This is a genomic window from Oceanobacillus sp. HCA-5259, from assembly GCF_037892815.1.
Classification (GTDB): domain Bacteria; phylum Bacillota; class Bacilli; order Bacillales; family Amphibacillaceae; genus Oceanobacillus; species Oceanobacillus indicireducens.
This window is the reverse complement of sequence record NZ_JBBKBV010000009.1, coordinates 23625-36392: the sequence shown is the minus strand read 5'-3', so window position 1 is coordinate 36392 and position 12768 is coordinate 23625. Positions and strand designations below refer to the sequence as shown.

Annotated in this window: 9 protein-coding genes; 6 read left to right on the top strand and 3 right to left on the bottom strand. The window is 37.1% G+C overall.

What is annotated here, in order from left to right:
* Positions 1 to 60: 60 nt before the first annotated feature.
* Together WKU33_RS07430 and manA are read left to right on the top strand one after the other, a co-directional pair.
* The gene (locus tag WKU33_RS07430; RefSeq protein WP_188856197.1) at positions 61 to 2010 is read left to right on the top strand and encodes a PTS fructose transporter subunit IIABC; all 1950 of its coding nucleotides are present in this window, start codon (positions 61 to 63) and stop codon (positions 2008 to 2010) included.
* 112 nt (positions 2011 to 2122) lie between these two features.
* Entirely contained in the window at positions 2123 to 3079 is a 957-nt protein-coding gene (gene manA, locus WKU33_RS07425) for a mannose-6-phosphate isomerase, class I (protein ID WP_340453946.1), read from the top strand.
* Positions 3080 to 3338: 259 nt separating this feature from the next.
* Here the strand turns inward: manA and WKU33_RS07420 are convergent, their stop codons facing one another.
* On the bottom strand, positions 3339 to 4133 hold the full coding sequence (locus WKU33_RS07420; protein ID WP_340453944.1) for an HAD family hydrolase: 795 nt from the start codon (positions 4131 to 4133) through the stop codon (positions 3339 to 3341).
* 193 nt (positions 4134 to 4326) lie between these two features.
* Here WKU33_RS07420 and WKU33_RS07415 point away from each other — a divergent pair, with 193 nt between their 5' ends.
* From WKU33_RS07415 to tkt, 4 genes are all read left to right on the top strand, one after another.
* Positions 4327 to 6363, top strand: coding sequence for a BglG family transcription antiterminator (locus WKU33_RS07415; RefSeq protein WP_340453942.1), 2037 nt, complete (start codon positions 4327 to 4329; stop codon positions 6361 to 6363).
* Complete coding sequence (locus tag WKU33_RS07410; RefSeq protein ID WP_340453940.1) at positions 6363 to 6644, top strand: PTS sugar transporter subunit IIB; 282 nt, start codon at positions 6363 to 6365, stop codon at positions 6642 to 6644. The genes WKU33_RS07415 and WKU33_RS07410 overlap by 1 nt, the downstream gene beginning before the upstream one ends.
* Positions 6645 to 6671: 27 nt before the next feature.
* A complete protein-coding gene (locus WKU33_RS07405; RefSeq protein ID WP_340453939.1) occupies positions 6672 to 8012 on the top strand; it encodes a PTS ascorbate transporter subunit IIC in 1341 nt (446 codons plus the stop codon).
* A gap of 92 nt (positions 8013 to 8104) precedes the next feature.
* On the top strand, positions 8105 to 10102 hold the full coding sequence (tkt, locus tag WKU33_RS07400) for a transketolase (RefSeq protein WP_340453937.1): 1998 nt from the start codon (positions 8105 to 8107) through the stop codon (positions 10100 to 10102).
* 217 nt (positions 10103 to 10319) lie between these two features.
* On the opposite strand, the gene WKU33_RS07395 is transcribed toward tkt, so the two are convergent.
* Together WKU33_RS07395 and WKU33_RS07390 are read right to left on the bottom strand one after the other, a co-directional pair.
* A complete protein-coding gene (locus WKU33_RS07395) occupies positions 10320 to 11174 on the bottom strand; it encodes an ROK family protein (protein ID WP_188856195.1) in 855 nt (284 codons plus the stop codon).
* 558 nt (positions 11175 to 11732) lie between these two features.
* The gene (locus WKU33_RS07390) at positions 11733 to 12662 is read right to left on the bottom strand and encodes a DMT family transporter (RefSeq protein WP_340453934.1); all 930 of its coding nucleotides are present in this window, start codon (positions 12660 to 12662) and stop codon (positions 11733 to 11735) included.
* Positions 12663 to 12768: the final 106 nt, after the last annotated feature.

The following is a 12768-nucleotide window of genomic DNA, read 5'->3' as shown; positions in this document are numbered from 1 at the left end:
ATGGACAAGCTAGAGTTATAATAAGTTTAGAACGCAATTACTTTTCAAGGAGGATACATGATGAAAGTATTAGCTGTGACAGCTTGTCCAGTTGGAATTGCTCATACGTACATGGCTGCAGAAAATTTACAAAAAGCAGGCGAAGAAATGGGTATTGACATAAAAGTGGAGACGCAAGGATCAATTGGTGTAGAGAATCCATTAACGGAACAAGATATCGAAGAAGCAGATGCAATTATTATTGCTGCTGATAAAGAGGTATCAAAGGAACGTTTTGTAGGGAAGAAACTGATTGTGACAGGTGTACAGGATGGAATTCGTAAACCAAAGGAATTGATTGAACAAATCCAAAGTGGTGATGTAGCTATTTATCGTCCTGCATTAAGAGATGCAGAAAATATTAAGAACGAACGTAAGAAAAAGGAAAATCCTATTTATAAACATCTAATGAATGGTGTTTCCTATATGGTGCCATTTATTGTTGTCGGTGGTTTATTGATTGCGATTGCATTGACACTTGGTGGAGAGCAAACTCCAGGTGGAATCGTGATACCGGAAGATTCGATCTGGAAACAAATTGAATCTCTTGGCAGTACAGCATTTATGTTTATGGTTCCGATATTAGCTGGATTCATTGCTGTAAGTATTGCTGATAGACCAGGCCTTGTACCAGGTATGATTGGTGGTTATATTGCTGCTAACGGAAGTTTTTACGGTAGTGAAGCTGGCGCAGGTTTTATCGGTGGGATTATTGCTGGTTTTCTAGCTGGTTATGTTGCATTGGCTATTAAGAAAATTAAAGTACCAAAAGCTGTTCAACCTGTTATGCCGATCATATTTATTCCAATTATTGCATCCTTTATTGTTGGATTATTATTTATCTTTGTTATCGGTGCACCAGTTGCACAAATCTTTGAGGCGTTAACGGTATGGCTTGCAGGTATGGAAGGATCAAGCTCGATTTTATTGGCACTTATTCTTGGTGCGATGATTGCGATAGATATGGGTGGACCATTCAATAAAGTTGCTTTCTTATTTGGATCTGCCATGATAGCAGAAGGTAACTATGAAATTATGGGACCAATTGCTGTTGCTATTTGTATCCCACCAATTGGAATGGGACTAGCAACGATGATGAATAAGAAAAAATATCTAGATAATGAAAAAGAAGCTGGAAAAGCCTCTTTTACGATGGGCCTTTTTGGCATTACAGAAGGTGCGATACCATTCGCAGCACAAGATCCACTTCGTGTAATACCAAGTATTGTTGTTGGTTCTATGGTTGGATCCGTTATTGCGATGATTGGTAATGTAGGTGATCGGGTTGCCCATGGTGGACCAATCGTAGCTGTGTTAGGTGCGGTAGATAATGTAGCGATGTTCTTTATTGCATCCATTATTGGAGTTATTGTAACGGCATTTATGGTTAACTTCTTGAAGAAAGACGTGGTTGACGAGTCAACTCTTGCAGTGGCAGGTGGAGGTACGATCGGTGATTTAAATGAGGAAGTTCAAGAAGATGCTGAATCCGAGGAAGTTGAAATAGAAGAAATCAATAAACTAACCTCTATTACGAATATTGATTTAATTGAAACGGATTTAGCTGGTGAAACTCGTGATGATGTTATCGATGAGCTTATTGGAAAGTTTGATGCATCCGGAATTTTAAATTCGAAAGAGGTTTTTAGACAAGCAATTTTAAATCGTGAAAGTCAAAGCACAACAGGACTCGGTATGAATATCGCAATTCCGCACGGCAAGTCAAACACAGTGAAACGCCCTGCGGTTGCATTTGGTATTAAGCGAGACGGTGTTGACTGGCAAAGTTTAGACGGAACGAAGGCGAAGCTCATCTTTATGATTGCAGTACCAGAGGAAAGTGCTGGAGACACTCATTTAAAGATTTTACAAATGTTATCCCGTAAATTGATGGACGAAGAGTTTAGAGAGCAGCTTTTGAATGTGCGCAGTTCAGAAGAAGCTTATGAGCTGTTAGATACGATAAGCTAGTTTGAGGGGCTATCTACTAAAATGACAGAAGGGAACCTTGTGTTTTCTTCTGTTCCTCTTATGATAGAATGACACTGTACATAAAAGAAAAATTAGATTAATGGAGGTCACTATGTATAACGAACCTATTTTTCTACAACCTGTATTTCAAGAAAGAATCTGGGGTGGACAAAAACTAAATACACAATTTAATTATGACATTCCTTATGAACACACTGGTGAGGCTTGGGTTGTCTCTGCTCATCCCAATGGACCAAGCATTATAGAGAATGGTCCATTAAAGGGAAAGACTTTATCAGATGCTTGGATGTCGCATGGTGAATTATTTAATAGGCGTAAAGACTATGAGGGTGATTATCCTTTATTAGTAAAAATTTTAGATGCAGCTGATGACCTGTCCGTGCAAGTACACCCGAATGATCAATTTGCACAAGAAGTAGAAGACGTACCATATGGAAAGACAGAGTGCTGGTATGTTTTAAGTGCAGAAGAGGGTGCGGAGCTTGTGTTAGGACATCATGCAACGACACAAGAAGAACTTGAAGATATGATCAATCGTGGTGAATGGGATCAATTGTTACGCCGTGTCAGTGTAAAGGCAGGAGATTTTGTATATGTTCCAAGTGGTACGATTCATGCAATTGGAAAAGGTATTGTAATCTTGGAAATACAACAAAGTTCAGACATTACGTATCGAGTATATGATTATGACCGAACAGATGTGGCGGGGAATAAGCGTGAACTGCATTTAGAACGTGCAAAACAAGTAACAACAGTTCCACATCAAGATGCAGAGGTAGAACAAACGGAAAATGTGGTAGGAGATTTAACAGTTAAGGAATTGGTGGAAGAGAAGTATTTTTCTGTGTATCACTGGGAGTTAAACGGTAATGCTGCACTTACGATGGATGAGGACTTTTTACAGGTGAGTGTCATTGCAGGTCAAGCAAAGCTAACAGTGAATGGTCAGGATTTTGAAATAGAGAAGGGGAGTCACTTTGTAATCCCACATAGTGTTGAAACATATGAGCTTACCGGTGAAGCGGAGTTGGTTGTTTCTCATACTTAAATGAAATAAGCCTTATTACTTGGAATAGTAATAAGGCTTATTTATAAGGATGTATGAAATTTTGCGTTTGTATAAACATAATAAGTATCTACCGAAATAATCGTCTTATAAAATCAAAAATTCAAGTGTTATGAAACATTAAAGTAATAGCTATTTTTATGATTAAACTAGATTAGGTAAACTGAATTACTTTTAGTTTCTCAACCAAACACTTATTTAATCCATTTTCCTGAAAAGAATATTTAGTTATTTCATCCGCCTATTCCTGTATCGTATCTTCAGCATTCTTCATTGCTATACTATAGGCTGCGAGTTCAAACATTGGCAAATCATTTTCACCGTCTCCGATTGCCATCAAATTTTCTTTTGATAAATTATACTCTTTCAATAACATTTCAATACCCGTTGCTTTTGACACATTGCTAACCATTATTTCAGCATTGTGCAGGGATGAAGAAAAGAGGGAGAAATCTGTCTTCTGTCTTATCTCCTTTAATGTATGTTTCCAGTTATTAATTATTTCCGTGTTCATGCTGAAGAAATAAATCTTTAAATTATCTTCATAACTAATTTCATCAATCCATTTCATTTCATTTTGAACAGATTCGACTCTGGCAATGTACTTATTATTTAAGAGTGTGTCAGGTCTTGGTAAATGTAGTTCTTTCTCCAAGGTTTCTTTATCTTCTTTTAATGCAAATCTGCTTCCGTTTTTGGGGTGAATTTCATAATATAAATTTCTTTTGCGGGCATTAGTCAGAACAGTTTTGACGAGGTCTGCAGGTAAGGTGTGCTGGGAAATATCTTTATGATTCGTGAAACAGCTCATACCATTTGCTGAGACGAATCCGTCAATAGGAAGCTTTTCGGGTAGGACTTTATATATTTCTTGTTTCGTTCGGCCAGTTGCTATAAAAATGCGTATATTTTGGTTACATAATTCACAAAATAGTTTTACTAGCTCATCAGAAACAGTATTTTTATCATTTAATAGTGTTCCATCCATGTCAAGTGCAATTGCCTTAATATCTATTAGTAAACGAACCTCCATCATTTTTTCTATGATTAGCTTTTTCTGCCCTCTTATATATTGCCTCATCGCCTTAAAGTATAATAGGGTATTGAAATAAAACAACCTAATGAACAGCCCAAATGATGTTGGAAACCCTTGCAATCATTGTGCCCAATGGTGATTGTAGCAACGTTGGAAACGTTTTATAATTAAAAAAAGAGGTGGAGGGATACTATTGTTTGACCAACGATCCTATAAACTGTTTGAAGAATTAACAAAACATGAAAAAATAACGAGGCAAGAAATAATGATGCAATTAAACTTATCCGAACGTCAACTCCAATATGATTTGGAAAAAGTAAATCTTGCACTGGGCAATAAAGATTTGCCGGGAATTAAAATTTCCAATCAGTTGCTTTTTATTGACGAAAGATTAAGAAATTTAGTCAAAACAAACTACTTAGATATTAATGGCAATCAATTCATTATATCGGAACAAGACAGGCCATACTTAATTTATTTGTACACATTTATTCGAAAAGAGCCTGTTTCTAATTACCATTTTCAATTATTACTGGGTGTAAGTAAAAATACAGCACTTACAGATGTAAGAAGGCTAAAAGAAATTTGTGAAAAGCGGAATGTAAAGTTCCTATACACTCGTATGGACGGGTATCATATGGCTGGGACTGAAATGGATAAGCGGAGATTAGCAATCTTTAGCGTAAATCATTTACTTTCTCAACCACTCGGGAAAGAAATAATTATTTTGGCACTTAAGTCATGGGGGAAGGTAGAAATCCTCGTTGAAACACAACAAATTATTAATCAATACCTGCAAACAAATGAGATAAGTTTAGTTAAGAGTAGAAAGACAGAGATGTTAATCCACCTTGCCCTCTTGAGAGTTCGCGCGGGAAAGGAAGAATTACACTTTACGAACTTAGAAAAACAAATGCTTGAAAGACAGAGCATGTATAAACATGGGAAAGAGTTATCGAGGAGGTTATTTCTTGAGGGAGGTGAGGATGAAGGTTATTTTGTAACGATACAGTTACTCGTAACGCTTGAGATAGTTAATAGTCAAGCTAGTCCAACATTAGAAATGTTAGCAGGACAAATTATCGACGAATTTGAGAAAAACACATTACTTCCAATTGAGGATAAAGCATTTTTGAAAAGAAGTTTATACAACCATCTTGTTCCAGCGTTCTTTAGAATTACATTTGAAATTCCGCTTTTCAATGAATTGAGTGAAAGAATAAAGAGAGAGTATCCGGATCTTTTTCAGTTTGTGAAGCGTTCATTGTCCCCGCTGGCTCTTTGGACAGGGAAAGAAATCAGCGAATCTGAGATTGGTTTTTTCACTATGCATTTTGGTGGCTACCTAGGTAGCGGAAATTATCTATATGCAGAAAAATTAACAGGATTAATCATTTGTTCCAATGGACTAAGCTCATCCATCATGCTTGAAGCACAATTAAAAGAGTTGTTTCCTGCTATCCGATTTTCTAGAATACACAATCGTGACAAGTTTGAAGACATACCCCCAACGAACTATGATGTCGTATTTTCGACCATTAAGGTTGAATCAGTAAAGCCAGTATTCGTTGTAAAGACGTTGCTATCACAAGTAGATAAGTACTATTTAATTCGTGAGGTATTACAGAAATTCCCAAGATTCGATGGACAATTCACCGTTGAGCAATTGATGGAAATTATTAAAAGGAATACTGAAGTAAAAGATGAAAATCAACTATTTTCTGAGCTCGTCAATTTATTATATGTACAAAACAAAAATAAGGGGATGAACAAGCCAATGTTATCAGAGCTCTTGACGAAAGACACAATCCATTTTACGGATGAAAAGATGGATTGGAGGGATGCTATTATTAAAGCATCACAACCATTGGTAGAATCCAATAAAGTACAACGTAAGTATGTAGATTCCATGATAACAAATGTAGAAGAAATTGGAGCTTATATTCATATCGGTAAAGGAATAGCTATTCCGCATGCTAGACCAGAAAACGGTGTGAACCAGCTGGGGATATCTTTTTTAAGGACAAAGACTCCTGTATTGCTTCTAGATCAGGATAATCATAAAATTGATATTTTTATCTGTTTAGCTGCTATCGATAGTGAAGCACATCTTAAGGCACTTGCACAATTAACAAAAATATTAGGTGATGATGAGTTACTTGAGGCAATGAAAGCTGCTGAAACTGCAGAGCAAGTAATCGAAATTATAAAAAAGGGAGAGGACAAATAATGAAATTTTTAGCGGTTTGTGGATCAGGTTTAGGAACTAGTTTTATGGTAGAAATGAATATCAATCAAATTTTAAGTGAGCTTGGTGTGACAGGGGTGGAAGTATCTCATTCTGATTTAAGCTCAGCAACACCTGGAGATGCGGATGTCTTCTTTCTTGCTAAAGATATTGCTGAAGGTGGAGCACATCTAGGTGAGGTTGTTGTGATGGAAAGCATCATTGATATGGATGAATTAAGAACTAAAGTAACACAAGTTTTGGAGAAAAAAGGATTGATCTAATTTAAAACAAAATAAGGGGGTAAAGAAATGCAGACGTTAATTGATATTTTAAGTCAACCAGCCATTCTAGTAGCACTCATTGCCTTAACTGGCTTATTAGCGCAAAAAAAGAATATGTCGGATACCGTAAAGGGAACTACCAAAACATTCGTAGGTTTCCTTGTTATTTCAGCAGGTGCAGGAATTCTTGAATCTGCGTTGGTACCATTTGGCGCTATGTTTGAGCAAGCATTTAATGTTACTGGAGTTGTTCCCAATAATGAGGCTATTGTTGCTCTTGCATTATCAGAGTATGGTACAAATACAGCATTAATTATGTTTTTTGGTATGGTTGTCAACATCCTTATAGCAAGATTTACCCGATTCAAATATATTTTCTTAACTGGTCATCATACACTCTACCTTGCGGCGATGTTAGCCGTAATTATGGTTGTTGCGGGCTTTGATACAATTGGGTTGATTGCTGCAGGTTCTGTTGCACTTGGTATTGTAATGACGTTGTCACCAGCTATTCTTCAGCCGTTTATGCGACAGTTAACTGGGAATGATAATGTTGCATTAGGTCACTTCAGTGCTGTCGGTTATGCTGCAAGTGCTTTAGTTGGTAAATTATTTAAAGGAAGCAAAGAAAACTCTACGGAGAATATTAACTTTCCAAAAGGGTTAGGGTTTTTACGAGACAGTACAGTAAGCATTGCATTAACAATGGTTGTCATGTACGTAATTGTAGCACTTTTTGCAGGACCTGCTTATATTGAAGCAGAGCTAAGCGAAGGTACAAACTTCCTTGTATTCTCTCTAATTCAAGCAGGTAGTTTTGCTGCAGGTGTATTCATTATCCTATCTGGAGTTCGTTTAGTATTGTCAGAAATTGTACCTGCCTTTAAAGGGATATCCACTAAACTTGTACCAAATGCTAAACCAGCACTTGATGTTCCGATTATTTATCCATATGCACCAAATGCAGTATTAATTGGATTCTTTGCAAGTTTCTTAGGTGGAATATTCAGTATGATAATTATGATTTTCACTGGTGGTGTTATTATTTTACCAGGTGTTGTACCTCACTTTTTTACAGGAGCAGCTGCAGGTGTTTTTGGTAACGCTACCGGTGGCTTTAAAGGCTCTGTTATTGGATCCTTTGTCAATGGGGTAGTTATTTCATTCCTTCCAGTGTTCTTAATGCCAGTACTTGGTGATTTAGGATTCGCAAATACAACATTCTCTGATGCTGACTTCGGTGTATCTGGAATATTCTTTGGTTCATTGGCTAATTATGCAGGACCAGTTGCCATTACAATTAGTTTAATTGTCATCCTTGCATTAATGGCAATACCTGTGAAAAAGAAAAAGACAGAAACAAGATAAGTTCGTTTAACGTGTTCTAGTTTAAATGGTGCTGAGGGTTATCGTATAAAACCTCAGCATCTGGGAATTAAAAAATACTGGAGGAATTTAATATGATTACAAGAAGTTCAAGGATTTCTGAGTTATCGATTAACACAATTCGTACGTTAACAATTGACAGTGTGGAAAAAGCACAACACGGACATCCAGGAATGCCAATGGGTGCAGCTCCTATGGCATATAGCCTTTGGAAGAATGTTATGAATATTAACCCCGAAAATCCGAACTGGTTCAATCGCGATAGATTTGTATTATCAGCTGGACATGGTTCTAATTTATTGTATAATTTGCTGCACCTTTCAGGGTACGATGTAACGATAGAGGATCTAAAGAATACAAGACAGTGGGGAAGTAAAACACCTGGTCATCCGGAGTATGGAATAACTCCTGGAGTTGAAGCAACTACAGGACCACTTGGACAAGGTATACCTGTGAGTGTTGGAATGGCTTTAGCTGAGAGGCATTTGGCGGAAACATATAATAAAAATGATTTTCCAATTGTAGACCATTACACATACTCAATTTGTGGTGATGGAGACTTAATGGAAGGAGTATCTTATGAAGCTGCATCACTTGCAGGACACTTGAAACTAGGACGTTTAATTGTGTTATATGATTCAAATGATATAAGTTTAGATGGTGGTCTAGACTTGGCATTTTCTGAAGATATTAAAAAACGTTTTGAATCGTGTAACTGGCAATATTTATATGTTGAAGATGGAAATGATATTGAAGCTGTTCATAAGGCATTGTCAGAAGCGAAAGCAGATGAAAATCGACCGACTATTATTGAAGTGAAAACTGTTATTGGTTACGGTTCACCGTCTTTACAAGGAACAAGTGATGCACACAGTGACCCTTTAGGCAGAGAAGAAATCGAACGTACGAAAAAATTCTATAACTGGGAACACAAAGAATTTCATGTGCCACAAGAAGTATATGAAGACTTTAGCAGTATTAAAGAGAACGGAATACAAAAAGAAAAAGAATGGAATGACCTACTCGCTGCATATCAGGATGAATATCCAGAACTTGCTGAAAAACTAAAGCGAATCATAGATGGTGAGCTTCCGGTTGATTGGAGTAATGAACTCCCTGAACATAAAGAAGGCGAAACACTTGCGACACGGGTTGCAGCCAGTGAAACATTGAATATACTAGCTGGTAAATTACCTGAATTAGTTGGTGGATCTGCTGACCTAGATTCATCAACAAAAACAAGGTTAAAAGATCACGTTGACCTTAATAGTCAGGATTATTCTGGAAGAAATATTCGATTTGGTGTACGGGAATTTGCGATGGGAGCTATTGCCAACGGACTTGCACTGCATCATTTACGTCCATTCGTGAGTACATTCTTTGTTTTCTCAGATTACTTGCGTCCAGCAATCAGACTAGCTTCCTTGATGGAACTACCAGTAACATATGTGTTTACGCACGATACGATTGCAGTTGGACAGGATGGACCTACTCATCAACCCGTTGAACAGCTTGCTGCATTTAGAGCAATGCCAGGGATTTCTGTTATTCGACCTGCAGATGCAAATGAAACAAGAGAAGCATGGAAAATAGCTGTGGAAGAAAAAGGTCATCCAACAATGCTAGTGTTAGGTAGACAAGGCTTACCTACTTTACAAGCGACAGAAACGTTGGCAAATGAGGGCGTCCGTAAAGGAGCTTATATCGTTTCCAAAGCTTCAGATGAAGCAGTTGGGATTATCATTGCAGCCGGTTCTGAGGTTTCTTTATCAATTGAAGCTCAAGCTCGTTTAGCTGAAGAAGGTATCCATGTAAATGTTGTAAGCATGCCATCATGGGACCTTTTTGATAAACAATCAGTAGAATATCAAGAAAGCGTACTGCCTAGCAAACTACAAAAACGATTAACAGTCGAAATGGGCTCTAAACTTGGATGGAGAGAATATGCAGGAAGTGAGGGTGCTGTAATGAGCATCGACACATTCGGCGCATCGGCTCCAGGAGACCAAGTAATTGAAGAATACGGCTTTACTGTAGAAAACGTCGTAAATAAATTTAAAGAATTATTGTAATGGATAGAAACAAAAAAGGTAGTGAGGGTGTGGACAAAGTAGAAAATTAGTTGGAATTTACATTCGTGATGGTAGAATTGAAAAATTCCACTGCTATGAACAGAAACCAACTGATAGTTCATGAAAATCACCTTACAAAAAAGGTTCCGTCACAAATGATCGGAACCTTTTTTCGATACTCATGACTGTTTATGAGTTATGTCTCAGTTTTTCCCATTCAGCCCAACAAAGCCAGTGCAATAGCACCTTTAATCCCCTGTTCATCATTTAATGTAGGTGCTACAATCATTTCATCCAAATTTTCAAGCTGCATGTATGTATTCGACAATGCCATTACTTTTTTACGAATAAGTGGATATAGCTGCTCCTGTTTCATTACGCCACCACCAATGATTACTTTTTCAGGAGAAAGAATAAGAAGATAATTAATGATAGCTTGTGCTAAATAGTCTGCTGTCATTTCCCATGCAACATGATCTGTTCCTAATAAATCTCCTTTTTTACCAAAGCGCTTTTCAATCGCTGGTCCTGAAGCCAAACCTTCTAAACAGGTACCATGGTAAGGACAGTTTCCTTCAAAATTATCGTCTTTTCTTTGCTGAATAAAGATGTGTCCCATCTCGGGATGATTTTTGCCAATATAAGTCTGTCCGTCTTTCACAAATCCGGCTCCAATACCTGTGCCTACAGTGATATAAAGGACACTAGCAGCATTTTTTGCAGCACCATATTTGAATTCTCCTAATGCTGCAGCATTGACATCCGTATCTAACGTTATTGGTATATTATAATCTAGTTTTAGCTGATCTAATAGACGGTACTGCTTCCATTCTAGCTTCGGTGTGTTTAAAATCCTGCCAAATGTTTTACTTTTTTTATTCAAGTCAACAGGACCAAAACTTCCTACGCCTAGTGCTTGGATATTATAATTGTTGAAGAATTGCTTTGCTGCACCCAGTGTATTTACAGGGTCTTCTGTAGGGAATGTTACCTTGTCTAAAACATTGCCAGATTCATCGCCAACAGCACATACAAATTTGGTACCACCTGCTTCAATCCCACCTATAAGCATGTTTCTCATCTCCTAAGTACTAGTTTTCTTACTCAATATAAAATAACATGAAGGCGCATAAAGAAAAAGAATAACTTAGATGAGAAGTGTTTTAAAGAAACTACCAAGAAGAATCTTTATGATTTGACTTGGAGGCATTGCACAAGCAAAAAAGACTAAAACAGATTGTTATTATGCGGAGTCTGTTATAAATTTGCAAGAAGTGAAGTAGTGAAAGTGTTTAATAACTTCTTCATTTTCATTTTTTTCGTTCTCACCCATCCAAATCAACTGCATTCCCCACATAATCCCGTAAAAAAATAATAGAAATACCATAGAGAGAGGTATACACTGTAGTATAGAAAACTATCTAATTAGAAGATAGCACGATAATTAGGTAGTTTTATAGTCCAGCGCTCCTCATCGTACAACTCGCGAAGTTAAGAATGTTATTCATTTCATCAATTTTTCGGGTAAACAATCGAAATTCAAGTTGATAAATTTGTAGGAAATATATTCTTGAAGTAGAGGGGGCGTATTACTTTAAATCCCCCTTATCCTTCCCAGTTCTAGTTATCATCATCGTTTCTTGAATATATGCTTTCTTCTTCGCTGAATCATCCATGCTTCCAAACCTCCGGAACCAAAGATTACACCTGAAACAATAAAAATGAGTCCGATAAAATGCGAAAATAGAATGGCTTCATTTAGGAAGATTGCTGCCCCAATAAGGGAGAAAAATGTATTTAAATTTAAAAAGATAGACGTTTCCGCTGGTCCCAATTGACTAATGGCATAATTGTAGGTCATATGGCCAACTCCAGTTGCAATAATAGCTGAAAAAAGAAATACGAGCCAGATGGAGTAATTGACATTGCCTAAAGAAGCGATCCCCTTTGGCTCTGTCCCAAGACTAATCACAAATAGAACGACAGAGCCAATCACTAACATGTAACCAGTCAGCAGTCTTGGATCCATTGTTTCTGCTGCTTGCTTGATGACGATAAAACTAAGTGCCTGAGCAAGGATCGCCAATAAAATATAAAAATCGCCGATGTTAATTGTATTTAGTCCTCCATTTCCTGCTAACACTGTGAAGCTCACACCAATAAAACCTAAGATAAAACCGATAAATTGAAGTATCGTTGGTTTTCTTTTTAAAATGATCGTTGCAAAGATAACGGTTAAAACTGGTCCCATACCTAAAATCAACCCAGCATTTGTCGCACTTGTCATCGTTAGGCCGCTTGCTAAAAAATAATGATGCATGACCACACTAAAGATAGATCCGCCGACTACATAAAACCATTCTTTATTCTTGGGAAGTCTTACCAACTTTGTAAAGGTTAATATGATAAATACAACCAACCCAGCAGTTAGAATTCGTAAGGAGGTAATTGTAATTGGCATAAAGTTTTCAACAATTACTTTAAGGGCAGATACATTTATCCCCCACATAAGCATGACGAATATAACGACAAGATACGTATTGCGTGTCTTCTTATTCAATCTTGAAGCACCACCTGAGGATTTAATAGAATCAACTACCAATCTGTATGGGCAGTATAGGTTTTCTATTAGTCTATCATATATTATTTGGATTAGAGAAAAAAAT

What these genes read in the sequence shown, in the direction of transcription:
- WKU33_RS07430 (WP_188856197.1), top strand. Translation starts at nt 61, where the DNA reads ATGAAAGTATTAGCTGTGACAGCTTGTCCAGTTGGAATTGCTCATACG.
- WKU33_RS07405 (WP_340453939.1), top strand. Translation starts at nt 6,672, where the DNA reads ATGCAGACGTTAATTGATATTTTAAGTCAACCAGCCATTCTAGTAGCA.
- WKU33_RS07420 (WP_340453944.1), bottom strand. Translation starts at nt 4,133, where the DNA reads ATGATGGAGGTTCGTTTACTAATAGATATTAAGGCAATTGCACTTGAC.
- manA (WP_340453946.1), top strand. Translation starts at nt 2,123, where the DNA reads ATGTATAACGAACCTATTTTTCTACAACCTGTATTTCAAGAAAGAATC.
- tkt (WP_340453937.1), top strand. Translation starts at nt 8,105, where the DNA reads ATGATTACAAGAAGTTCAAGGATTTCTGAGTTATCGATTAACACAATT.
- WKU33_RS07395 (WP_188856195.1), bottom strand. Translation starts at nt 11,174, where the DNA reads ATGCTTATAGGTGGGATTGAAGCAGGTGGTACCAAATTTGTATGTGCT.
- WKU33_RS07410 (WP_340453940.1), top strand. Translation starts at nt 6,363, where the DNA reads ATGAAATTTTTAGCGGTTTGTGGATCAGGTTTAGGAACTAGTTTTATG.